This window comes from Rhodococcus parequi (assembly GCF_046042785.1).
Classification (GTDB): domain Bacteria; phylum Actinomycetota; class Actinomycetes; order Mycobacteriales; family Mycobacteriaceae; genus Prescottella; species Prescottella parequi.
Window position 1 is genome coordinate 314,856 of the sequence record NZ_JBDLNV010000006.1, and the last position, 23,275, is coordinate 338,130.

Annotated in this window: 26 protein-coding genes; 15 read left to right on the forward strand and 11 right to left on the reverse strand. The window is 69.4% G+C overall.

The annotated features are described in order from the left end of the window. Positions 1-51 precede the first annotated feature (51 nt). Positions 52-216, forward strand: coding sequence for a DUF4177 domain-containing protein (locus tag ABEU20_RS18650; protein ID WP_005515911.1), 165 nt, complete (start codon positions 52-54; stop codon positions 214-216). A gap of 5 nt (positions 217-221) precedes the next feature. Further along, positions 222-692, forward strand: a complete 471-nt coding sequence (locus tag ABEU20_RS18655) for a RidA family protein (protein WP_420165867.1) — start codon at positions 222-224, stop codon at positions 690-692. A 47-nt stretch (positions 693-739) separates the two neighbouring features. Here the strand turns inward: ABEU20_RS18655 and ABEU20_RS18660 are convergent, their stop codons facing one another. Further along, on the reverse strand, positions 740-1,387 hold the full coding sequence (locus tag ABEU20_RS18660) for a TetR family transcriptional regulator (protein WP_420165868.1): 648 nt from the start codon (positions 1,385-1,387) through the stop codon (positions 740-742). 134 nt (positions 1,388-1,521) lie between these two features. Between ABEU20_RS18660 and ABEU20_RS18665 the strand changes: the two genes are divergently transcribed. Both ABEU20_RS18665 and ABEU20_RS18670 read left to right on the forward strand, forming a co-directional pair. Then, positions 1,522-2,286: an SDR family NAD(P)-dependent oxidoreductase gene (locus ABEU20_RS18665; protein ID WP_420165869.1), complete on the forward strand. Its 765-nt coding sequence runs from the start codon at positions 1,522-1,524 to the stop codon at positions 2,284-2,286. A 126-nt stretch (positions 2,287-2,412) separates the two neighbouring features. Further along, complete coding sequence (locus tag ABEU20_RS18670) at positions 2,413-3,198, forward strand: MBL fold metallo-hydrolase (protein WP_420165870.1); 786 nt, start codon at positions 2,413-2,415, stop codon at positions 3,196-3,198. A 4-nt stretch (positions 3,199-3,202) separates the two neighbouring features. Here the strand turns inward: ABEU20_RS18670 and ABEU20_RS18675 are convergent, their stop codons facing one another. The 3 genes from ABEU20_RS18675 to ABEU20_RS18685 form a co-directional block, all read right to left on the reverse strand. Then, positions 3,203-4,003 (reverse strand): SDR family NAD(P)-dependent oxidoreductase, encoded by an 801-nt coding sequence (locus tag ABEU20_RS18675; RefSeq protein ID WP_420165871.1) that lies wholly within the window; start codon positions 4,001-4,003, stop codon positions 3,203-3,205. Positions 4,004-4,067: 64 nt separating this feature from the next. Beyond that, positions 4,068-4,631 (reverse strand): SWIM zinc finger family protein, encoded by a 564-nt coding sequence (locus ABEU20_RS18680; RefSeq protein WP_420165872.1) that lies wholly within the window; start codon positions 4,629-4,631, stop codon positions 4,068-4,070. After that, positions 4,631-6,388, reverse strand: a complete 1,758-nt coding sequence (locus tag ABEU20_RS18685) for a DEAD/DEAH box helicase (protein ID WP_420165873.1) — start codon at positions 6,386-6,388, stop codon at positions 4,631-4,633. The genes ABEU20_RS18680 and ABEU20_RS18685 overlap by 1 nt, the downstream gene beginning before the upstream one ends. 119 nt (positions 6,389-6,507) lie before the next feature. Here ABEU20_RS18685 and ABEU20_RS18690 point away from each other — a divergent pair, with 119 nt between their 5' ends. From ABEU20_RS18690 to ABEU20_RS18720, 7 genes are all read left to right on the forward strand, one after another. Continuing rightward, positions 6,508-7,266, forward strand: coding sequence for a TetR/AcrR family transcriptional regulator (locus ABEU20_RS18690; RefSeq protein WP_420165874.1), 759 nt, complete (start codon positions 6,508-6,510; stop codon positions 7,264-7,266). A gap of 92 nt (positions 7,267-7,358) precedes the next feature. Beyond that, positions 7,359-8,834 carry a 2-hydroxymuconic semialdehyde dehydrogenase gene (locus ABEU20_RS18695; protein ID WP_420165875.1) on the forward strand — a complete coding sequence of 492 codons (1,476 nt, stop codon included), beginning with the start codon at positions 7,359-7,361 and terminating at the stop codon, positions 8,832-8,834. A gap of 19 nt (positions 8,835-8,853) precedes the next feature. Next, positions 8,854-9,633, forward strand: coding sequence for a 2-keto-4-pentenoate hydratase (locus tag ABEU20_RS18700; RefSeq protein WP_231815208.1), 780 nt, complete (start codon positions 8,854-8,856; stop codon positions 9,631-9,633). Beyond that, entirely contained in the window at positions 9,630-10,097 is a 468-nt protein-coding gene (locus tag ABEU20_RS18705) for a RidA family protein (protein ID WP_420165876.1), read from the forward strand. The genes ABEU20_RS18700 and ABEU20_RS18705 overlap by 4 nt, the downstream gene beginning before the upstream one ends. Further along, positions 10,094-10,615 carry a 3-hydroxyanthranilate 3,4-dioxygenase gene (locus ABEU20_RS18710; protein WP_420165877.1) on the forward strand — a complete coding sequence of 174 codons (522 nt, stop codon included), beginning with the start codon at positions 10,094-10,096 and terminating at the stop codon, positions 10,613-10,615. Before ABEU20_RS18705 ends, ABEU20_RS18710 begins: the two co-directional genes overlap by 4 nt. Before the next feature lies 1 nt (position 10,616). Further along, positions 10,617-11,627, forward strand: a complete 1,011-nt coding sequence (locus tag ABEU20_RS18715; RefSeq protein ID WP_420165878.1) for an amidohydrolase family protein — start codon at positions 10,617-10,619, stop codon at positions 11,625-11,627. A gap of 157 nt (positions 11,628-11,784) precedes the next feature. Beyond that, complete coding sequence (locus ABEU20_RS18720; RefSeq protein WP_420165879.1) at positions 11,785-13,128, forward strand: MFS transporter; 1,344 nt, start codon at positions 11,785-11,787, stop codon at positions 13,126-13,128. Positions 13,129-13,189: 61 nt separating this feature from the next. Here ABEU20_RS18720 and ABEU20_RS18725 read toward each other — a convergent pair whose 3' ends face one another. From ABEU20_RS18725 to ABEU20_RS18750, 6 genes are all read right to left on the reverse strand, one after another. After that, a complete protein-coding gene (locus ABEU20_RS18725) occupies positions 13,190-14,122 on the reverse strand; it encodes a LysR substrate-binding domain-containing protein (protein WP_420165880.1) in 933 nt (310 codons plus the stop codon). A 100-nt stretch (positions 14,123-14,222) separates the two neighbouring features. Continuing rightward, positions 14,223-15,077: an alpha/beta hydrolase gene (locus ABEU20_RS18730; protein ID WP_420165881.1), complete on the reverse strand. Its 855-nt coding sequence runs from the start codon at positions 15,075-15,077 to the stop codon at positions 14,223-14,225. 156 nt (positions 15,078-15,233) lie between these two features. Beyond that, complete coding sequence (locus ABEU20_RS18735; protein ID WP_005515884.1) at positions 15,234-15,908, reverse strand: Crp/Fnr family transcriptional regulator; 675 nt, start codon at positions 15,906-15,908, stop codon at positions 15,234-15,236. A 210-nt stretch (positions 15,909-16,118) separates the two neighbouring features. Continuing rightward, a complete protein-coding gene (locus ABEU20_RS18740) occupies positions 16,119-17,156 on the reverse strand; it encodes a hypothetical protein (RefSeq protein WP_420165882.1) in 1,038 nt (345 codons plus the stop codon). Next, positions 17,153-18,499 (reverse strand): APC family permease, encoded by a 1,347-nt coding sequence (locus ABEU20_RS18745; protein WP_420165883.1) that lies wholly within the window; start codon positions 18,497-18,499, stop codon positions 17,153-17,155. The genes ABEU20_RS18740 and ABEU20_RS18745 overlap by 4 nt, the downstream gene beginning before the upstream one ends. Before the next feature lie 74 nt (positions 18,500-18,573). Then, entirely contained in the window at positions 18,574-18,828 is a 255-nt protein-coding gene (locus ABEU20_RS18750; protein WP_420165884.1) for a hypothetical protein, read from the reverse strand. A 175-nt stretch (positions 18,829-19,003) separates the two neighbouring features. Between ABEU20_RS18750 and nth the strand changes: the two genes are divergently transcribed. The 4 genes from nth to ABEU20_RS18770 are packed head-to-tail and all read left to right on the forward strand — an operon-like array spanning position 19,004 to position 22,315. Beyond that, positions 19,004-19,684, forward strand: coding sequence for an endonuclease III (gene nth / locus ABEU20_RS18755; RefSeq protein ID WP_420165957.1), 681 nt, complete (start codon positions 19,004-19,006; stop codon positions 19,682-19,684). 5 nt (positions 19,685-19,689) lie between these two features. Further along, the gene (locus ABEU20_RS18760; protein ID WP_420165885.1) at positions 19,690-20,358 is read left to right on the forward strand and encodes a TlpA family protein disulfide reductase; all 669 of its coding nucleotides are present in this window, start codon (positions 19,690-19,692) and stop codon (positions 20,356-20,358) included. Continuing rightward, a complete protein-coding gene (locus tag ABEU20_RS18765) occupies positions 20,355-21,128 on the forward strand; it encodes an NUDIX hydrolase (RefSeq protein ID WP_420165886.1) in 774 nt (257 codons plus the stop codon). The genes ABEU20_RS18760 and ABEU20_RS18765 overlap by 4 nt, the downstream gene beginning before the upstream one ends. Beyond that, positions 21,125-22,315, forward strand: coding sequence for a MarP family serine protease (locus tag ABEU20_RS18770; RefSeq protein WP_420165887.1), 1,191 nt, complete (start codon positions 21,125-21,127; stop codon positions 22,313-22,315). Before ABEU20_RS18765 ends, ABEU20_RS18770 begins: the two co-directional genes overlap by 4 nt. 19 nt (positions 22,316-22,334) lie before the next feature. Here the strand turns inward: ABEU20_RS18770 and ABEU20_RS18775 are convergent, their stop codons facing one another. Further along, entirely contained in the window at positions 22,335-23,270 is a 936-nt protein-coding gene (locus tag ABEU20_RS18775; RefSeq protein WP_420165888.1) for an alpha/beta fold hydrolase, read from the reverse strand. Positions 23,271-23,275 lie beyond the last annotated feature (5 nt).

Genomic DNA, 23,275 nt, shown 5'->3' on the forward strand with positions numbered 1-23,275 from the left:
ACGAGCCTATAAGTCGCAGCGCAGGAATGTGTGGGGGATAGGCTCAGCGGCATGAGCGAATTGACTACCTGGGAGTATGCGACCGTGCCGCTGCTGACGCACGCGACGAAGGCGATCCTCGATCAGTGGGGTGGCGACGGCTGGGAGCTGGTCACGGTGCTGCCCGGTCCCACGGGCGAGCAGCACGTCGCGTACCTCAAGCGTCCGAAGGGCTGAGCCGCGTGACCGACACTGCACAGTCCTGGACCGCTCGCCTGACCGAGCTGGGCATCGAACTGCCCCCGGTCGCCGCGCCGGTCGCGGCCTACGTGCCGGCCGTGCGTACCGGTGACCACGTCTACACCTCCGGCCAGCTGCCGTTCGTGGACGGCAAGCTGCCGCTCACCGGCAAGCTCGGTGCGGGCGTGTCCGACGCCGATGCCAAGGACGCCGCCCGCACCTGTGCACTGAACGCGCTCGCCGCGGTCGATGCGCTCGTCGGGCTCGACTCGATCGTGCGGATCGTCAAGGTCGTCGGCTTCGTCGCATCCGCCGAGGGGTACACCGGCCAGCCCGGCGTGATCAACGGGGCGTCGGAGTTCCTGGGTGAGGTGTTCGGCGACGCCGGCATCCACGCCCGGTCCGCCGTCGGTGTCGCGGAACTGCCGCTCGGCTCGCCCGTCGAGGTGGAGATCATCGCCGAGGTGCGCTGACAGCATCCGGTGCCCGCTGAGCCGCATCCCCGGAAAGCGGATGCGGCTCAGTTGTTTCCGGACGCCAACGCGGGGTGGTCGAGCAGCGTGCGCATGCAGCGCTCGGCGAGGTCGGCAGGGCCGCCGGGGCCCGAGGTGGGCGCGTCCGTGGCCGCCCACGTCTCGACCGCGATGCGCATCGCGGCGTTCACGGACGCGGCCGTGAGCCGGACGATCATCGGGTCCGCATCCGGGCCCATCAGCGCCGAGAGTGCGCCGACCAGCCCTTCCTCGGAATCGTGTTGCACCCGAAGCCACACCGCGTGCAGGCCCGGTTCGTCGTGCACGGTCCGCAGTAGCCCGCGGGTCCAGTGCAGCATCTCCTCGGCCACGTCGTCGGCCGGGGTGAGGGCGCGTCGCGTCGCGCTCTCGATCGCGGCGCGCACCGACGATCCGGCAGCGTCCGGGTCCTCGGTGAGGTACGCGATCCACCCGGTCACCCCGCCCGCGAGCAGTGGCGCGACGGCCTCTTCCTTGGTGCGGAAGTAGCGGTAGAACGTGCGCAGTCCGATGCCGGCCGCGGCCGCGATCTCCTCGGCGGTCACCGCGGAGGCGCCCCGGGTCGAGAACAGCTCGGCCGCGCGGCGGGAGATCTCGAGTTGCGTCTCCGCCTTCCGGCGCTCGGTCAGCGAGATCACGGGCTGTGCGCCGGGCATGTGCTGGGCTCCTCCACTGGTGTCGGATCGCAGACTACCGGTCCTGTTCCGAAGAAATGCGTGACACGACGTGCCATACCGGCCTACTGTGCCACTAGGTCCACAACACGACTCTAGTTGATTCAGGAGAGACCATGAAGCGATTCGAAGGCCGTCGAGTACTCGTCACCGGTGCCGGATCCGGAATCGGGCAGGCCACCGTCGCCCGCATCCTCGAGGAGGGTGGCATCGTCGTCGGCGCCGACGTGTCCGAGACCGGGCTGGAGACGACGCGTGAGCGCGCCGCTGCGGCCGGCGCCGCCGACCGGCTGACCACCACGGTCGTGGACATCTCGAACGAGGACTCGGTGCGCGAGAACATCGGCGGCGCGATCGAGGGTCTCGGCGGGCTCGACGTGCTGATCAACGCCGCCGGCATCCTGCGCTCGTCGCACACGCACGAGACCACCCTCGAGTTCTGGAACAAGGTCGTCGGGGTCAACCTGACCGGCACGTTCCTGGTCACCCGTCAGGCGCTGCCCGCGCTGCTCGAATCGGGCAAGGGTGTCGTGGTGAACTTCAGCTCCACCTCCGCGCACTTCGCGCACCCGTACATGGCCGCGTACGCCGCCACCAAGGGCGGCATCCGCTCGTTCACCCACGCGATCGCGCTCGAGTACGCCAAGCAGGGCCTGCGCGCCGTCGCCGTCGAGCCCGGCAGCATCGCGTCCGGCATGACCAGCGACCCCGGCTTCCCCGAGGGTGTCGACCCGAGCCTGATCGGCAAGCTCTACCCGTGGATCGGCGAGGGCTTCGCACCGCCGGAGGACGTCGCCGGCGTGATCGCGATGCTGGCCTCCGACGACGGCAAGTTCGTCACCGGCACCGAGATCCGGATCGACGGCGGCACCCATATGTGAGTGCGCTTGCGTCGCACCAGGTGTCGGGTGGCGCGACCGGCAGCCGTTCGGAGTCGTACAGTGATGTCGGTTTCGAGTGCCCGGATTCTCCGGGTCCGCTGTCGGTCCGTTACGAAAGGCGCGCCCATGACGCTCCAGCATCCCGCGTACGCACAGTTGCGCCAGGTCACGCCCGTCGCGGCGGTCATGCTCGAGAACAATCCCGGCATGTACTCCCTCGACGGCACCAACACCTGGATCCTGCGTGCCCCGGGTAGCGACGAGTGCATCGTGGTGGATCCGGGCGACGACGACCCCGAGCACCTGGCGCGGGTCGCCGGCGTCGGGAGCGTCGTCCTGACGCTGATCTCGCACCGTCACCACGACCACACCGGTGGCGTCGATCGGTTCTTCGAACTGACCGGCGCCCCGGTGCGCGCCGTGCGCGAGGAGTTCCGTCGCGGCGGTGGCGGCGGCCTCGACCACGACGAACTGATCGAGGCTGCGGGGCTGACACTGCGGGTGCTGCGCACCCCCGGACACACCGCGGACTCGGTGTCGTTCGTGATCGAGGGAGAGGGGTCGGTGCTCACCGCCGACACCATCCTCGGCCGCGGCACCACCGTCCTCGACGCAACCGACGGCAATCTGGGCGATTACCTCGAGTCGATGCAGACCCTCATCGGCCTCGGCCCGGGCCGCACCGTCCTGCCCGGACACGGCCCGGAACTGCCCGACCTCGAAGCGGTCGCGAAGTACTACCTCGCCCACCGCGAGGAGCGCCTCGCGCAGGTGCGGGGCGCCCTCGCACTCCTCGGCGTCGACGCCGACGTCCGCGCGGTGGTCGAGCACGTCTACACGGACGTCGACGAGACGCTGTGGCCCGCCGCCGAGCAGTCGGTGCGCGTGCAGTTGGAGTACCTGCGCGGGTGACGGCCTACCGCGCGTAGGCGTTGAAACCGCCGTCGGCGTACAGGATCGTTCCGGTCACGAACGACGCCGCGTCGCTCGCCAGGAACAGGGCCGGTGCGGCGATCTCCTCGGGCTTTCCGAAGCGGCGCAACGGCGTCCGCCCGACGATGTCGTCCCGGGCGGAGTCGTCCTCCCGCGTTGCGGCGGTCATGGGTGTCTCGGTGAACCCCGGGCCCACCGCGTTGACGCGGATGCCGTGCTTCGCGAACTCGATCGACAGGGTCTTGGTGAGCATCCAGGCACCGGCCTTCGACACCGAGTAGGCCGACGCGTTTCCGCTGGCCCAGGCTGCCGAGATGGACGCGATGTTGACGATCGAGCCGCCGCGCCCGCCGGCGATCATGTGCCGAGCGACGGCGCGGTTGCAGTACATGAGGCCGTCGAGGTTGACGTCGAGAACCCGCCGCCACACCTCGGTGGACCAGTCGAGGCCGGCCGCGGAGCCGTCGTGGTGGTCGGGGTCGCCCGGTACGGCGACCGCACTGATCCCGGCGGCGGCGATGAGGCCGTCGACGCCGCCGAACGTCCGGGCCGTGTAGTCCGCCATCTCCTCGCAGCGGCGCGCGTCGGTGACGTCCACCGCGAACGACTCGGCCTGCCCGCCCTCCGACCGGATCGACTCCGCCGTCTCCCGCGCGGCATCGGGATGGCGATCCGCGACCAGCACGGCGGCCCCGGCCCGGGCCGCCTCGACCGCGCAGGCGCGTCCGATTCCGCTCGCGCCTCCGGTGACGACGATCCTCTTGCCGTCCAAACGATTGTTCATCTCGCGCCCTTTCGTCGGATCCAGGTAAATCGAAGGGCGTCGGGAAGTCCCGGTGTCTTCCCACTCAGAGGGAGGGGTGGGCGCGCGCGAAGAACGTCGCCGGATCCAGTGCGCCGAGGGGAGTCCAGCGGGCCGGCTGCGCAGGCCCCTCCGAATCACTCGGCGCCGCAACGGCGTACCCCTGGAGGTCGAGGGCGACCCGGGGTTCTTCGTCGACTCGGCGTGCGATCTCGTAGAGGACCGCCAGCAGATGCAGACAGGGTGCGGTACGAGCCGAACACGAGCAGTCGGTGTCCGCGAGCACCGGTGCGAGCGTGATCCCGGCCGCGACGATCGCCTGATGCGCGTCGTCCGTCAAAACCGTGACGTCCGGAACGATCTCCGAGATACCGGTGATCGACGCCCTGCTCAGCGGCGCGACTTCCACCTGGGTCACCGAGGCCTGACCCCCGCGGTGGATGGAGGCGCGCACGGTTCGTCCCTCGATCGTGGCCTGCACCAGGTTGTTGCGGGCGAGGCTGCGGGCGCGGGGAAGCAGCAGGCGCGCCGGTCCGCTCTGGCGCAGCGGCTGCGCCAGGCGGACCCAGTCCATTCCCCAGCGGGTGTAACCGAATTCGTTGTCGGCCATCAGTTCCCCCTCTTGCGGTGAAGAATCTCGATCAGCTGGGCGTCGTCGAGTCCGGCGAGCGCGGCGATGCCTGCCGTGTCACCGAGATCGGTGAGGGCGGCCTTGCGGTCGTGCATGCCCGCGATGTGTTCCTCGACGGTGGTCGTCGAGGTGAGTGTGGTGACGGTGACCGTGCGGGTCTGGCCGATCCGGTGGGCCCTGTCGGAAGCCTGCGCCTCGACCGCAGGATTCCACCAGCGGTCGAAGTGGATGACCTCCGCCGCGCGAGTGAGTGTCAGACCGGTACCGGCCGCGCGCAGGCTCAGGATCAGGACCGGCGGCCCGTCCTCCGCCTGGAACCGGGTCACGATCTCGGCGCGTGCGGCAGGGTTCAGCCCGCCGTGCAGGAACGGCGCCGTGACGCCGAACCGGTCGGCCAGATGACGTACGAGCAGCTCGCCCGTACGCCGGTACTGGGTGAAGATCAGTGTCGGACTGGCGGTTTCCAGATTGGAGGCCAGGATGTCGGTGCACAGGTCGAGCTTCCCGGACCGGCCGGCGAGCGAGTCCAGGTCGCCGGTGACCAGCCCGGGATGATTGCAGACCTGCTTCAGCGAGGTCAGCACCGCGAGGACGCGGCCGTGACGTTCGATGCCGGAACCGAATCCGCCGTCGACGGCCTCCGCGAGCAGGACGTCGTAGATCTCCTCCTGCTCGGCGGTGAGATCGCACAGCACGTCGTTGTGGATCTTCGGCGGCAGCGACGCGGCCACCTGGCTCTTCCTGCGCGCCAGCACGATCGGTTCGGTGGCGTCGCGCAACCGGTTCGCGGCCGCGACCGAACCCGCCCGGATCGGTTGGACGAACCGGCGCCGGAACTGCGCCCGGTGCCCGAGCAACCCGGGCGACACCAGATGCACCAGCGCCCACAGCTCGTCGAGATGGTTCTCCACCGGCGTCCCGGTGAGTGCGACCTTCGCCGCGCTGTCCAGGGCCCGTGCCGCCTTGGAGATCTGGGTCCGAGGATTCTTCAGTGCTTGCGCCTCGTCGAAAACCACTGTGCTCCAGACCTGTGCGGCCAGCAGGTCGCCATGAGTGCGCAAGGTGGGATATCCCGCGACGACGACGGTCCCCGGGCCCGTGGGAATCTCACCGCCGCGCCACACCGTCGCACGCAGCCCCGGCGCGAATCTGCCGATCTCGTGTGCCCAGTTCCCGGCGAGCGAGGTGGGGCAGACCACCAGCTGCGGCTCCGCCTCCGCACGACCGAGCAGGAATCCGATGGTCTGTACGGTCTTGCCCAGTCCCATCTCGTCGGCGAGCACCGCGCCACCGTGTGCGGCGACGGTCTCTCGTAGCCAGCCGATGCCGCGTGCCTGATAGGGCCGGAGCTGCGCCTGCAGGGTCGAGTGCAGTTCCGCTGTCACGGCCTCGGATTGGTGCAGGACACGGAAGGCGTGTGCCGCCGACACGATTGCCGTGCCGGAGGCGTTCGGCACCGCGTGGGCGGCGAGCGGCAGCAATGGCCTCCCGGTGTCCGCCGTCGCGGGTGGGCCACCGGCGTGCAGAGCGTCCTGCCAGAGCGTCAGCGACTCACCCGCCGGATCGAGCGTCAGACCGGCGAGGGTGGTGGCGTCCATGAGCCTGGTGTCCACGTCGGCGACCTCGATCGCGCCGGCTGCGCCGACCGGCACGGCGAGCGCGAGGGTCTCGCGGTCGCCCGGGACGTCCGGCGCTCGGCCGGTTCCGTGACCCGCCCACGTCCAGAGCGCGAACATGTGCCGATCCGGCAGGTACGTGGCTTGTGTGCTGCGCAGAGGATCTCCCGAGTGGCGTATGGTGTACGGAGTTAGCTGGACAACGTACACCGTACCGAATTTGTTCCCGAAGGGGTCCCGTGGGCGAGGAAAGCGCCGCCGAACAGGCGAAACAGGTGGTCGACCTGTTGTGGCGGCACGAGCTGCCGCCGCAGCCGGTCAGGCGTGGCCCCCGGCAGACCGTCAGCGTCGATGCGGTCGTGGGCGCGGCGATCGCGCTGGCCGACCGGGAGGGTTACGCGAGCGTGTCCATCCGCGCGGTCGCGGCCGAGCTGGGTCTGCGGCCGATGAGCCTGTACACCTACATTCCCAGCAGGGACGCGCTTACGGTCCTCATGGTCGACGCGGTCGCCGACGAGGATGCCGCCGCGATTCCCTCGGGGCTCCCCCCGCGCGAGCGCATGGCCCACATCGCCCGCCGGATCCGCTCCGAATTCATCGCACATCCCTGGCTGCTGGAGGTGCCGCCGTGGCGGCTCGTCCTCGGCCCGGGCGGCATGCGTCGCTACGAACGACAGCTCGCCGCGATCGACGGCATCGGTCTCTCGGACGTCGCGATGGACCGGGTGATCGCCGTGCTGACGGAGTTCGCCACCGGCAACGCCCGGGTCGCGGTCGCGGCCATCGACGCCACGCGGCAACTGAGCGACGACGAGTGGTGGCAGGTCCACGGCCCGTTGTTCGCCGCGGTCATGCCGCCGAGTCTGTTTCCGTTGTCGTCGCGGGTGGGCGCAACGGTCGGGGAGCTGTACCAGGCGCCTGCGGATCCGGACGGCGCGTTCGAGTACGGGCTCGCGAAGCTGCTGGACGGGATCATGCGTGAGGTGTCGGAGTGCTGAACGGGCACTGTGCGGGACATATGCCCTACCGGGCATGGGGAGCGGCTGTTTTGGCATTTGTTCGGCATGGATCGGGGCTCGACCATTGATCCATGACTTCAACCCTCGACGGCTGGATCCGTAACTTCGTCGACGGCGCCTTCGTCGACCCCGATCCGCAGCGCGGTTTCGACCAGATCGACCCGGCGACCGGGCGGGTCCTCGCCCAGGTGCACGAGGCCGATCAGGCGCTGGTCGACCGGGCGGTGACCGCGGCCCGGCGCGCCCTCGACAACGGCTGGGCCGACACCCCGGTCCGCGAGCGCACCGCGCTGCTGCGACGGGCCGCGGACCGCATCGAGGAGCGTTTCGAGGAGTTCGTCGCGGCCGAGATGGCGGACACCGGCAAGCCGATCACCCAGGCCCGTGAGCTGGACGTGGCGCGGGCCCTCACGAACTTCCGCACGTTCGCGGACGTCGCGGCCGCCGCCGGCCAGGAATCGTTCATGACCGATCTCGCGGGCGGTCGGCAGGCGCTCAACTACGCGGTCCGCAAACCACTCGGCGTGGTCGCGGTGATCGTGCCGTGGAATCTGCCGCTGCTACTGCTCACCTGGAAGGTCGCTCCCGCGCTGGCGTGCGGCAACGCCGTGGTGGTCAAGCCCAGCGAGGAGACCCCCGCGACCGCCACGCTGCTGGCGGAGGTGCTCGCCGAGGTGGGGCTGCCCGCCGGCGTGTACAACGTGGTGCACGGCTTCGGTGGCAACTCGGCCGGCGAGTACCTGACGACCCATCCCGGGATCGACGGCGTCACCTTCACCGGCTCGTCCGCGACCGGCTCGCACGTGATGAAGACGGTTGCACCGCGGGTTCGTCCGGTGTCGTTCGAGCTCGGCGGCAAGAACGCCGCGATCGTGTTCGACGACGTCGACCTCGACGAGGCGCTCACCGGGCTCACCAAGTCGGTGTTCACGAACACCGGCCAGGTGTGCCTGTGCACCGAGCGGGTCTATGTGCACCGCAACATCTTCGACGACATCGCCACCGGTCTCGCCGAGCGTGCCGAGCAGCTGCGTCTGGGCGACCCGACCGACTCCGCCACCACCACCGGGCCGCTGATCTCGCAGGGGCACCGCGACAAGGTGATGAGCTTCTTCAAGATGGCCGAACAGTCGGGTGCCAAGGTCCTCACCGGCGGCGGAATCCCGGATCTGGGACAGAAGTTCGCGTTCGGATCGTGGATCGAGCCCACGCTGTGGACGGGGCTGACCAACGAGGACCCCGTACTGCGCGAGGAGATCTTCGGGCCCGTGGCCGCGCTGGTGCCGTTCGACACCGAAGAGGAAGCGATCGCGCTTGCCAACGACACCAAGTACGGTTTGGCCGCGTCGGTGTGGACCAACGACCTGCGTCGCGGGCACCGGGTCGCGCAGAAGATGAACGTCGGTATCTCCTGGGTCAATACGTGGTTCACGCGCGAGCTGCGATCGCCCTTCGGTGGTGTCGGACTGTCCGGCATCGGTCGCGAGGGCGGCGAATCCTCGTTGCACTTCTACACCGAGCCGACCAACGTGTGCGTGGCGCTGTAACCCGTCAGGAGTGGAAACTGTGACATCGAAGACTTTGAGCAGCAACGAGATCGAATCGCTCGCGACGCGGCTCGACGACGCGCAGGCGGGGGTGCACGACACCCTCAGCCTCGCCGACGACATCGAGCTGGGCATCGACGACGCCTATCGGGTCCAGGAGGCGCTGATCGGGCGACGTCGCGAGCGCGGCGAGACGCTCGTCGGCGTCAAACTGGGATTCACCAGCAAGGCGAAGATGGCCCAGATGGGGGTGTCCGACGTGATCGTCGGCCGGCTCACCGACGCGATGACCGTCGACGACGGCGGGACCGTGGATCTGCACCGCTTCATCCATCCCAAGATCGAACCCGAGGTCGCATACCGACTCTCGCGGGACGTGGACCTCGACGACGCGACCGTCGACATCGAATCCTGCGTCGACGCGGTCGCACCGGCGATGGAGATCATCGACTCCCGCTACCGGGACTTCCGATTCACCTACACCGACGTCGTCGCCGACAACACGTCCGCGGCCGCGTACGTGATCGGCCCGTGGCAGCCCGTGCGGTCCGTCGGCGATCTCGCGGTTCGCCTCGAGGCGGGCGGGCAGACCGTCGACGGTTCGACCGCCGCGATCCTCGACGACCCGGTCAACGCCCTGCACGCGCTGCTCGACATGAGCCGGCGCCGGCGCATCCCGCTGCGGGCGGGGGACGTCGTCCTCGCGGGAGCTGCGACGGCAGCGATCCCCCTCACCGCCGGTGTCGCGCGGTGCGACATCGACGGTCTGGGCAGCGTCACGGTGGAGGGAATCGCATGAGCGACAATGCTGCGAAAGTGATCGAACGCCTCGCCACGCCGCGCGGGCGGTTCCCGCACGTGAAGGTGGCGGGTGACTTCGTCTACGTCTCCGGGACCAGTTCACGCCGACCGGACAACACGTTCGTCGGTGTCGAGGTCGACGAGATGGGTACGACGAATCTCGACATCCGGGCCCAGACGCGCGCGGTGATCGAGAACATCCGCTCGATCCTCGCGGAGGTCGGTGCCGATCTGAGCGACCTCGTGCAGGTCACGTCGTACCTCGTGTCGATGAACGACTTCGGTGGATACAACGAGGTGTACGCCGAGATGTTCGACGAGGCCGGGCCCACCCGCACCACCGTTGCGGTGCACCAGCTTCCGCACCCGCACCTGCTCATCGAGATCCAGGGCGTGGCCTACGTGCCCGCCGACAGACGAAACCGCACCACCGCCACGGCAACCTCGGAGGACCACTCATGACCCGTATCCCGCCCGTCATCGACTTCCAGAAGTGGATCGCCGAGAACCGGCACCTGCTGGCGCCGCCGGTCAACAACCAGACCATGGCGCTGGGCGACGACTTCATCGTCCAGGTCGTCGGCGGCCCCAACGAGCGCACCGATTACCACCTCGACCCGTACGAGGAGTGGTTCTACCAGATCGAGGGCGACATCCACGTGGACGTCATGACCGAGGACGGTCCGGAGCGGGTGCACATCCGGGAAGGCGAGACCTGGCTTCTCCCCGGCAATCTGCCGCATTCGCCACAGCGCCCCACCGCGGGTTCGATCGGTCTGGTCATCGAGCGCGTGCGCCGCGAGGGCACCCTCGAGAAGTTCCAGTGGTACTGCCTCGAGTGCAACAACCTGATCCACGAGATCGAGTTGCAGGTCCGCGACATCGTCGCCGACCTGCCTCCCGTGTTCGTGCAGTTCTACGAGGACGAGCAGGCGCGCACGTGCAACAACTGCGGCGCCCTGCATCCCGGAAAGGGCTGACGTGACCGGCATCATCGACGTCCACACCCACTACGTCCCCAAGGGGTGGCCGGACCTGACCGCCGACGCCGGGCCCGACGCGCCGTGGCTGCGGGTCGAGAGCGAGTCCGAGGCCGTCGTCATGATGGGCTCCAGGGAATTCCGGCGCATCCAGGCAGACGCCTGGGACGCCGAGACCCGACTGCTGGACATGGATGCCGACGGAGTCCGAACCCAGGTGGTCTCGCCCACGCCGGCGTTCTTCAACTACGGCCGCACCGGCGCACAGGCCGAACGGATCGCGCGCATCTTCAACGACCTCGCACTGGACATCGTCGCTCCGGCACCGGACCGGCTGATCCCGTTCTGCCAGGTGCCGTTGCAGGATGCCGACGCGGCCTGCCGTGAGGTGGAACGCTGTGTCGCCAACGGTCACCGCGGCGTCGAGATCGGCAACCACGTGGGCGACCGCGACCTCGACAGTGAGGGCGTGGTGACGTTCCTGCAGCACTGCGCGTCCCTCGACGTCCCGGTGTTCGTGCATCCCTGGGACATGGATTCGTCACCGCGGTTGGACCGGTGGATGGCGCAGTGGCTCACGGCGATGCCGGCCGAGACGCACCTGTCGATCCTCGCGCTGATCCTCGGCGGCGTCTTCGACCGCATCGACGACCGCCTCAAGATCGGGTTCGCGCACGGCGGAGGGTCGTTCGCCTTCTGGCTCGGCCGGATGGAGAACGCGTGGCACCGGCGCAACGACATCATCGGTACATCCGAGATGCCGCCGTCGCACTACCTCGGCCGGTTCTACGTGGACTCGGTGGTGTTCGACGACCGCGCGCTACGCTTGCTCGTCGACACCATCGGTGTCGAGCGGGTGATGGTCGGCAGCGACTACCCGTACCCGCTGGGGGAGCGGCCGGTGGGGGAGGTCGTGCGCAAGAGCGAGTTCCTCGACGAGACCTCGCGGAATCTGATCCAGCGCGGTAACGCCGAACGGTTCCTCGGGCTCTCCGATACGCCTGAGGCATAGCCGAATTGAGATACCCGGCGGCCGATTCGGTATTTGTGAGTCATGTCTCACGGGTACAGAATCTTTCGTACGAGGCCGATAAGGCCGCCGGATTCTCCTGGCGAAGAACGGATCTCGGATATCCGACCGCCTCCCCCGACACCGATAGGTATCTGCGATGACCGACAGCACGACACGAGGCCGGGGCGCCGCCCCCGCCCCGGCCGCGCGCAGCCGTGTCGCCCTGGCGACCCTGGCCGGCACCACCCTCGAGTGGTACGACTTCTTTCTCTACGGCACCGCCGCCGCACTGATCTTCAACAAGCAGTTCTTCCCGAGCCTGAGCCCCACGGCCGGCACCCTCGCCGCGTTCAGTACGTTCGCGGTCGGGTTCATCGCCCGCCCGCTCGGCGGCCTGGTGTTCGGCCACTTCGGTGACCGGATCGGCCGCAAGGCGACCCTCGTGGTCTCGCTCGTGATGATGGGCATCGGGTCCACCCTGATCGGCCTCATCCCGAACTACGACGCCATCGGGGTGTGGGCCCCGATCCTGCTGGTCGCGATGCGCGTCGTGCAGGGCATCGGCCTGGGCGGTGAGGGCGCCGGCGCGACACTGATGTCGATGGAACACGCCCCCGCCGGCAAGAAGAACCTCTACGCGGGCTTCCCCCAGATGGGCACGCCGGCCGGGCTCGTGCTCGCCAACGGCATCTTCCTCACCACCAGTTCGGTGATGTCCGACAGCGCGTTCTCCTCGTGGGGCTGGCGGATCCCGTTCCTGCTCAGCTTCGTTCTCGTCGCGATCGGCCTCGTCATCCGCCTGCGGGTCACCGAGTCCCCGTCGTTCACCGGCCTCGTGGAGAACAACGAGGTCTCGAAGTTCCCGCTCCGCGAGTCGCTCAGGGTCGGCTTCCCGCGCCTGTCGCTCACCCTGCTCGCGGTCCTCGCGAACTCCGCCGTCGCGTACGCCTTCATGGTGTTCTCGCTGTCCTACGGCAGTCAGCATCTCGGCTTCGACAAGCAGTTCCTGATCCTGTGCGTGACGGCCGCCGCGGTCCTGTGGTTCGCATCGATTCCGGTGTGGACCAGAGTTGCCGACAAGCACGGTCGCCGCACGATGTTCATCGCGGGATCGGCCGCGATCCTGGTGTGGTGCATCGTGTTCTTCCCGCTGCTCAACACCGAGAACTCGGTGATCGCCGTGGTCGCGTTCCTCGGCATGGGCCTGATCGTCCCGGTCACGCACTGTGTGCAGGGCAGCATCATCGCCGACACGTTCCCCGCGAAGGTGCGCTACTCGGGGTCGTCGCTGATCCTGCAGAGCGGCGCGATCCTGGGCGGCGGCCTGGCGCCGATGATCGCCACCGCACTGCTGGACGCCACCGGGTCGTCCACCGGTGTCACGTGGTACCTCGCGTCCGTCTGTGCGCTCAGCCTGGTCGGTGCCATCGCGCTGTTCCGGGTCGTGCCGGATTCCTCGCGGGGCCTGCAGCACGAAGAACCCGCGGTCGTCCCTGCCTGATCCCGTCGGGGGAACCGGAGCCGTCCACCACCTGGTGGGCGGCTCCGAGTCGTTTTCCGGGTCAGGTGCGGCCCGGTGCGATCTCGGCCGCGAACTCGGCCAGGAAGTCCACCAGCGCCGAGGCCGACGGGCTGAGGGTCCGCCCGGCCGAGAGCGTGATCCCCACGCTGTGACCGATCGGATCCAGCGTGATCGGTAGCGTCGTCAGCCGGACGTCGTCGCGGGGGATGAGACTCGGAAGGACCGCCACCATGTCGGTCTCGAGCAGCAGCTGACGCACCGTCAGGAACGACGTCGCCTCCACCCGGTTCTCGGGCAGCGCGAGGCTGTTGCGGGCGAAGAACTCCTCGAGTTCGCGGCGCAGCGCCGTCTCCACGCCCGGCAGGATCCACGGGTACTGCGTGAGATCGCTCAGCTGGATGCCGCTCCGGTCGGCCAGCGGGTGACCCCGCCGCGTCACCAACTCCACCGACTCGGCGTACAGCGTGCGCCGCACGGCCATGTCGTCGGTGGGGGAGGTGAGGCGTCCGACGATGAGATCGATACGCCCGGACTGCAGTTCGGTGAGCAGCATCTCCGGGGTGCCTTCACGGACCACCACCGTCAGCAGCGGACGTTCGTTCTTCAGCCGGGCGATGGCGCCGGGCAGGAGCACGTTGGAGCCCGCGAGATGTGTTCCCACGACCACGGTTCCGCGGTCGGCGTCCGCGAGTTCGACTACGTGCCGGCCGGCCTGCGTGAGTTGCGCGATCACCGCTCGGGCGTGTGCGGTGAAGGCCTCACCGAAGATCGTCGGAGTGATCCCGCGAGGTCCCCGGTCGTACAGGGAGACACCGAGAATGGACTCGATGTCGTGCAGGCTGCGCGTCGCGACCGGCTGGGTGACATGCAGGGCCGCGGCCGCCGCCACGACACTGCCCTGACTGGTGAGCGCGTCGACGAGCAGCAGATGGCGGAGCTTGAGGCGCCCGTCCAGCAGTTTGGGCATGTCCATGGGGGAATCCTAGCGACGACCGAATCCCGCGTATACCGTCAGCGATTTGGTGGTTGCAATGCGCAACCGTATTGCGGTGAAGCGGATTTCGTGGGCCTGGCTATGTGTGCGCGAGGCCGGCGAACAAGCCGAGCAGCGCGCGGCTGAGCGCCGACTCGGGTTCGGCGAGATCGAGGAAGACGTCGTAGTGGTTGCGATCCGGGACGACGAGCAGCTCGCTCTCCGAGTGCCGCGCCCACGCATCGTGGAACATCCGGCTCTGTGAGAGGAAGCCGACGCCGTCGTGTTCCGCAACGGCGATGACCGCGCGAGGCCCCACCCGGTCGGTCTGCAGCATCGGGCTCAGGGCGTCCGCGCGCGCGTCGTCCAAGCCCAGCCACTCGTTCGCGAACGAGTTCACCAGCGGACGAATGTCGAACAGTCCGCTGATCGGCATGGCGGCGCGCACCACGTCGTCGGGAAGTCCGAAATCGGCCTGCCACCCGGACACCATCGTGGCGGCGGTCAGGTGGCCGCCGGCGGAACTGCCGCCGACGACGATCCGGCTCGGATCGAGTCCGTGCTCGGCGCCGTAGTGGTACACCCAGGCGACCGCGGCCCGCACCTGCCGGACGATCTCCTCGAGTGGCGTGTGCGGTGCCAGCCCGTAGTCGACCGCGACGGTGGCAATTCCGGCCGCGTCGAGCATGCGCGACATGAAGGCGGTGTGGTGCCGGGAGAGTGCCCGCCAGTACCCGCCGTGGATGGCCACGAACACCGGACGCAGGTCGCCCCCGGTTCCCCAGACGTCGAGTCGCTCGGTGCTGTCCGGGTCGTATCGCAGATCGGCGAACCCGTCGAGGCCGTCGACGACCTCACGCGAACGCCGCCGATACTCCTCGACGGTCGCGTCGAACAGTTCGGGGGAGACGGTGTTGCGAACGTTGTAGTCCGCGTCGATCTGCGCGTCGGTCACCGTCCCATCCTCTGGGGCCGCCGAATGCCTGTCGAATGCGAAATTCGGATCGAGGTATGCCTGAATCGGGATATCGACCCATTCGGCGACGACAAAGCCGCCCGCCCCGAATGGGACGGACGGCTTCGAGTCGTTCGGTGCTGTCGCCGGAGGCGATCAGCGAGCGCGACGCGCCAGACGCTCCGAGTCGGAGATCAGGACGCTCTTGCCCTCGAGGCGCAGCCAGCCGCGGTGTGCGAAGTCGGCCAGCGCCTTGTTCACGGTCTCGCGGGAAGCGCCGACGAGCTGGGCGATCTCTTCCTGCGTGAGGTCGTGCGTGACGCGGAGCGAGCCGGCCTCCTGGGTGCCGAAACGCTGCGCGAGCTGCAGCAGCGCCTTCGCGACACGACCCGGGACGTCGGTGAAGATGAGGTCCGCGAGGTTGTTGTTGGTACGACGCAGGCGACGCGCGAGGACGCGCAGCAGCTGCTCCGCGATCTCCGGGCGCTGGTCGATCCACGACTTGAGGGCGTCCCGGTCCATGCTCACGGCGCGGACCTCGGTGACGGTGGTCGCGGTCGACGTGCGCGGACCCGGGTCGAAGATCGAGAGCTCGCCGAACATGTCGGACGGGCCCATGATCGTCAGCAGGTTCTCGCGGCCGTCCGGGGAACGGCGGCCGAGCTTCACCTTGCCGGAAACGATGATGTACAGCCGGTCACCGGGCTCACCCTCGTTGAAGATGACGTGCCCGCGCGGGAAATCGACGGGCTGAAGCTGCTTGACCAGTGCAGCCACCGCCGAGGGCTCGACTCCTTGGAAGATGCCGGCTCTGGCCAGGACCTCGTCCACGTGCGCTCCTTTGGGAAAAACTGTTCATCGATGCAAGTTGCTGCACATGACTGGAGTCTCATGCAACGAGTACGCACACAAAGTCTACTTGCCGCGCCTGTGTGACGAGTCACGGACACCACGGAGAGTTCTGCGAGTTGGTGTCCATGTCACGTCCACGGAGCCGACAAGAGTCGGCGGACCGAGCGTACGGGGTTCTGGGACATTCCATCACGTCTCCGCGTCCTTTTCTCGATCGGCGGCCTGTCGTCGTTCGACCTCGCGGCGCCCGTAGGTCGCACGGAGAATCTCGGTACGGTCCGACGCCGTCGATCCCACCGCGCCCGCGGCGATGCCCAGCGAGGCCGCGAGCCAGGCGAGCTTCACGTAGGTCGCCAGGGTTGTCGGCGTGCCGAGTTGCTCGGCGAGGTAGTCGTCGGGCACCACGACGACGGCGGCGAGCATCACCGCGAGGAGAAGCAGCCCGTACATGCAGACCGCCCCCGCCACCACGGTGCCGAGCGTCGCCGAGTTGTACAGCACCCGATCGGCCCGGGTGCTCCGGAAGTTCCGTCGCTCCCACAGCCCGTTGGGCACGATCAGCCAGGTGCTGATGGCCACCAGGACGGCCAGTGTCACCAGCGTGAGCCGGGTGACGCTCATCGATGCCGCCATCTGCCAGATGCTGGCGTAGAAGACCCCGAAAGCCGATGCCGCGCTCGCGGCGCCGAAGGCTCCCGACAGCGCCGGGATGAGCCGCCAGGGGCGATTGCCCCGCACCATCCCGGCGACCAGCCGGACCCGCCCGAGCGGAGAGGTCGAGACCAGCCGCTCGACCCCGTCCGCGTCGGTGGTCCAGCGCGTGCCGGTGGGAGTCGGCTCGGACCGGTCGGCCCCCACCAGACGTGGCAGCGCGTCCGCGACGGTGCGCAGCAGTCGGCGGGCGGTCCCGAGGACGCCGAAGGACGGCGTGTAGAACACGCACATCCGGTCGCGGAAGATCTCGGCGACAACGGCTCGCGACGCCAGTCGACGGGGCATCTCCGAGACGACCATCACCAGGTCGAACCGGTGATGCAGCACGTCGAACCACTCGTCCAGCGCGGGTGATCCGTCCGTCGCGGGAGGGAGCGGCCGCGCCACGCTCTCGACCTCGATCTCGCCGGGCCGGTCGACCGGGCAGGCGGCCAGCAGTTCGGGCAGCCGGTCGGTGAGGATCTGTGCCAGCCGGGTGGAGAAGCCGGGATCCGCGACGACGCCGACGATCACGACGCCACCTCCCGGTCGGTGCGCCGCGAGCGGAGCCGGGCCAGGAGATACAGCCCGATGCCCAGCCCCAGGAACACCGCGGCCCGCAGCCACGTCGCGGCGCTCTGCTGCGTCAGCAGCACGACGCAGGTGACCAGCGCCAGGATCGGAAGCACGGTGGGTGTCCGAAAGTGTGGCGCCTCCACGCGATCGCGGCGCAGCACCAGGACCGCGATGTTGGTGCTCACGAACACGAAGAGCAGGAGCAGGACGACCGTCTCGGCGAGGGCGTCGAGGGTGCTCGTCGTGCACAGCACCATCGCCACCGCCGTCGTCGCGAGGATCGCCACCCACGGGGTGCGGCGGTGCGGCAGCACCCGCCCGAACACCGACGGCACCAGGCCGTGCGAAGCCATGCCGTAGAGGAGTCGGCTCGCCATGATCATGGTCAGGAGCGCGCCGTTCGCGACGGCGACGAGGGCGATCGCGCCGAACAGCCGATCCGGCACCCCCAGATTCGTGGCGGACACCACCTCGAGCAGCGGTCCGGTCGACGCGGCCACCTCGTCCGGCGGCAGCACGATCGACACGGCCATCCCCACCAGCACGTACACGGCACCGGCAGTGAGCAGCGCGCCGAACAGCGCCCGCGGGTAGACGCGGCGGACGTCGCGCACCTCCTCCGCGATGTTCGCCGACGTCTCGAAACCGACGAACGAGTAGTACGCGAGCAGGGCGGCGGCGAGGACGGCCAGAGCCGGGGACCGGTCGGCGTCGAACTCGAGCAGTCGTCCGGGCTCGCCGTCCCCGCGGGCGAGCACGATCGCCGCCAGCACGACGACGAGGACGAGCCCGCCGACCTCGACCACCGTCATGAGCAGGTTTGCGCGCAGCGATTCCCGGATGCCCCGGGCATTGACGAGCGCGACGACGGCGAGGAACGACAGGGCCGCCACCAGAACGGGCAGCTCGACGAACGTTCCGAGGTACTCGCCCGCGAAGGCGTGCGCGAGTCCCGCGGCACTCGTCACGCCGGCAGCGAGCATCGCGAAGCCGATCAGGAAGGAGAGTGTGTCCGAGCGGAAAGCGCGTCGCGCGAACACCGCCGCGCCGCCGGCCTCGGGATACTTCGTCACGAGTTCGGCGTACGACGCGGCGGTGGTGAGGGCCATCGCCAGGGCCACGAGCAACGGCACCCACACCGCGCCCCCGACCTCGCCCGCCATCACGCCGACGAGCGCGTAGATCCCGGCACCCAGGACGTCGCCGATGATGAACACGAACAGCAGGACTCCGCCGACCGAACGGCGCAGCTGTGGGGACGGGACCCGAGTGGGGGTCGGTGGGGCGTTGGTTCCGGTCACGACACCGCGGATACCCCGTCGGGACGAAAACCTACCGTCGGTGTGTCGCGGGGCGTCGGGCGTCGACGGTTCGTCTAGCTGGCGCGGCGCGCCTGGATGTCGTCCTCACCGTCGTCGCTGCGCCGGCGCCGGCGGTTGAACCGGGCCAGAGCGTGCGGGAAGCCGTCGGACGCGAGCGTCGCGACCTCCGACTGGCTCGCCTGATCGAGGAACTCCTCGACCTCCTGCTCGCGGACCGTGAGTCGACGGAGCCGGAACTCGACGCGCTCCATGGCCAGAGCGAACAGCATCAGCAGCACAGGAAACAGCACCACAGCCAGACCTTGCATATGCGGAAGTAAACACAACGAAGGTCTCAGAAGCGACACGGTCCGGAATCCGATCGGACGCTGAGTCCGTAGAGTTGTCGGGGTGCATGCGACCTCACCCGGCGACCCTGAATCGGACGTGCAACCCGTCGAGACGGGTGAGTCCCGGCTGGCCTTGGTGCGCCGGGCCCGGCGCATGAACCGCCGCCTGAAGGAGGCCTTTCCGCACGTCTACTGCGAGCTCGATTTCACCACGCCTCTCGAGCTGACGGTTGCGACGATTCTCTCCGCGCAGTGCACGGATGTGCGGGTCAACCAGGTAACTCCCGCGCTCTTCGCGCGCTACCCCGACGCTCGTGCCTACGCCGAAGCCGATCGCGTGGAGCTCGAGGAGTACATCCGGTCGACCGGTTTCTACCGGAACAAGGCGACCTCGATCATCGGCCTCGGGCAGGCCCTTCTGGAGCGCTACGACGGCGAGGTCCCGGGCAAGCTGAAGGACCTCGTGACGCTGCCGGGCATCGGCCGCAAGACCGCGAACGTCGTTCTCGGTAACGCGTTCGGCGTGCCCGGAATCACAGTCGACACCCACTTCGGTCGGCTCGTCCGACGCTGGAAATGGACCGAGGAGACCGACCCGGTCAAGGTGGAGCATGCGGTCGGCGCGCTCATCGAGCGCAAGGAGTGGACCGACCTCTCGCACCGCGTGATCTTCCACGGGCGCCGGGTCTGCCACGCGCGCAAGCCGGCGTGCGGGGTGTGCGTGCTCGCCAAGGACTGCCCGTCCTACGGCACCGGACCCACCGACAAGGTGGCCGCGGCTGCGCTCGTGAAGGGCCCCGAGACCGAGCACCTTCTCGAACTGGCAGGTATGTGAGCAGTATGCGGATGTCGAGTGGCGCGCGCTGGAGCCTCGTCGCGCTCGTGGTGGTCGTGGGATTGATCGTGGCCATCTGGCCGCGCGGCGGTGACGAGACCGTCGACGTCGGGGGCTACCCCGGCGCGGACCGTCCGACGTCGCAGCAGGAGCGGCGGGCGGACGACACCCCGGAGGCACTCGCCGCGGCCCGGGCCGACGCCGAGTTGGAACCGTGCCCGGCCCCGGGCGGTCCCGCTCCCGAGGGGTCGGTGCTCGCGGGCATCACGCTCGAGTGCGTCGGCGACGGCAGCCGCGTCGACCTCGCCGCCTCACTGGCCGGCAAGCCGGTCCTGCTCAACCTGTGGGCCTACTGGTGTGGACCGTGCCGGGAAGAACTGCCGTATCTGCAGCAGTACGCGGATCGGGCGGGCAGCGCGGTTACCGTTCTCACGGTGCACACCGATCCGAACGAGGCGAACGCCCTCGCCCGCCTCGCCGAGTACGACGTCCACCTGCCCGGTGTCCAGGACGGCTCGGCGCGCGTTCAGGCCGCCGTCGGATCCCCCGCGGTGTTGCCGGTGTCGGTGTTGATCCGCCCGGACGGCACCGTCGCCAAGATCCTCCCGCAGCCGTTCCGCAGTGTCGGGGAGATCGCCGACGTCGTGCAGCAGTACCTCGGCGTCGCCGCATGAGCTTCCGATCCCACCCGCCCCTGAATCCCGCGGCCGCACCCGAATGGTTGCGCGGTGTCACGCACACCCCGCCCGCGGATCCCAACCGCGTCAACCCGGTCCTGAACCGGCGGGCGCCCGACGGCACCAGTGTGCGGCCCGCAGCGGTGCTGGTGCTGTTCGGCGGGTCGGCCGAATCCGACCCCCTCGCGGTCGGTGGCCTGCCCGCCGACGCCGACGTGCTGCTGACCCAGCGGGCGTCGACGATGCGCCTGCACAGCGGCCAGGTCGCTTTTCCCGGCGGCGCGGCCGATCCGGAGGACGACGGTCCGGTCGACACCGCCCTCCGCGAGGCGGAGGAGGAGACCGGCCTGGTGCGCAGCGGCGTGCAACCGCTCGTGACGCTGCCGCAGCTGTTCATCCCGCCGTCCGGGTTCGACGTCACCCCGGTGCTCGCCTACTGGCGTGATCCCAGCCCGGTCGGCGTGGTCGACGCCGCGGAGGCCGAACGCGTGGTGCGCGTGCCCGTGCGGGACCTGATCGACCCGGACAACCGGTTCCAGGTCCGGCACCGCGCCGGCTACCAGGGTCCGGCGTTCGAGGTCGACGGAATGCTCGTGTGGGGGTTCACCGCCGGCGTGCTCGCGGGCCTGCTCGCGGTGTCCGGCTGGGAAATCGAATGGGACCACCACGACGTCCGTGACCTCGATGTCACGCTCACCCGCGTTGCGACCGGCATGGACGAGAACGAGAGCAACTTCGGACACCAGGCCCGGAAGGGGGACCGTTGAGCGGATCCGCATGGATCGACCTGGCGGTGATCCTGATCGCGCTGCTGGCCGCGTCGTCGGGCTGGCGGCAGGGCGCCGTCGCCTCGGCGCTCGCGTTCCTCGGCGTCGTGTTGGGCGCGGTGGCCGGCATCCTCATCGCGCCGCACGTGCTGGTCCACGTCGACGAGGGGCGGGCGCGGGTGCTCGCCGGTATCGCGCTGATCGTCGTCCTCGTCGTGATCGGCGAGGTCGCCGGTATGGTGCTGGGCCGCGCGGCCCGCAGCGGCATGCACAGTCCGGTGGCGCGGTCGGTGGACAGTGTCGTCGGCGCCGGACTGCAGCTGACGGCCGTCCTGGTGGCGGCCTGGCTGCTCGCGATCCCGCTCGCCACCTCGACGCAGGCCAACGTGGCCACCGCGGTGCGCGGCTCGAAGGTGCTCAGCACCGTCGACGACGTCGCCCCGAGCTGGTTGCGCAACGTACCCAGCGAGTTCTCGGCCCTGCTCGACACCTCGGGCCTGCCCGACGTCATCGGCCCGTTCGGCCGAACCCCCATCACCAACGTGGAACCGCCCGATGCCAGCGTGCTCGCGAGCCCGGTGGCGCAGCAGTTGCAGTCGAGTGTCCTGCGGATCCGCGGCGCGGCCCCGAGCTGCCAGAAGGCGCTCGAGGGATCCGGCTTCGTCGTCGGCCCCGAACGGGTCATGACCAACGCCCACGTCGTGGCGGGCACGTCGACGGTCACCGTGGACACGGCCGCCGGGCCGCTCGACGCGAACGTCGTCCTGTTCGATCCGGCCGTGGACGTCGCGGTGCTCGACGTTCCCGGGCTCACCGCCGACGTGCTCCGGTTCGCGCCCGAGAAGGCGCGCACCGGCGACAGCGCCATTGTGCTGGGCTACCCGGGCGGCGGCCCGTACACGGCCAGCGCCGCCCGCATCCGCGAGGTCCTCGACCTGCGCGGCCCGGACATCTACCGCTCCGGCAACGTGGAGCGCGAGGTGTACACGGTGCGCGGGTCGATCCGTCAGGGCAACTCGGGTGGACCGCTGGTCGACGAGCAGGGACGGGTCCTCGGCGTCGTGTTCGGCGCCGCCGTCGACGACAGCGACACCGGATTCGTCCTCACCGCCGACGAGGTGTCGCGTCAGCTCGAGCAGGCCGGCCAGGCCCGCGGCGCGGTCGGCACCGGTGTCTGCATCGCCTGAACGGCGGGATCGGGCCCGGTCAGCGGGAAGCGAGCGCGAAGCGCAGCAGTTCGCCCGTCACCTCGGCGGGTGCCTCCTGGTGCGCGAAGTGGCCGACGCCGGGGACCGAGTGCAGTTGCTGGCCGGGCGCGTGCCGGGTGGACCGTTCGACGGTGCGCTTCAGCACGTAGGGGTCGAGATCGCCGTGGATCTGCAGGACGGGGATCCGCAGCGTGTGATCCATCGCGGCCATGAAACGGTGGCCGTCCGGACGGAACTGGCTGCGGAACGCCCACCGCTGATACTCGAGGGCGGAGTGGGCGACGCCCGGGATCCGGATGGCGGACCGCAATCGGCGCACCACCTCCGGAAACTCGTCGGACTGCACCCAGTCCGGCCCCGACCGGGCGCGCAGCAGACGCTCCACCTCGGCCCCCTCGGACCGCTGCAGTGTGCGCTCGGGGCGCCACGGCACCTGGTAGCGGAGGAACGTCGGAAGCAGCGCCCGCCGCTGGCGACGGTCGCGCAGAACGGCGTTCTTGAGTGCGATCGGGTGCGGCGAACCGACGAGACCGATGGAGCGCACGAGGCGGGGGTGCAGGAGCGCGGTCGCCCAGCAGACGAGACCGCCGTCGGCGTGCCCGATGAGGGTCGCGTCGGTGTGGCCCATCGCGCGGATCAGGCCGGCGATGTCACCGGCGAGTGTCCAGCCGTCGTAGCCGCGGGGCGGGGTGTCGGTGTCGCCGTAGCCGCGCAGGTCGACCGCGACCGTCCGGAAACCGGCGTCGGCCAAGGGGGTCAACTGGTGGCGCCACGTCCACCAGAAGTCTGCGAAGCCGTGCAGGAGCACGACGAGAGGGGCATCGGGGTGGGACGGTCCGGCCTCGGCCGCATGGATGCGGATGCCGTTGGCGTGGATGTCCCGATGAGTCCACGGTCCGTCGAAACGGACCGTGGACGGATCTGGCTGTGTCACTGACG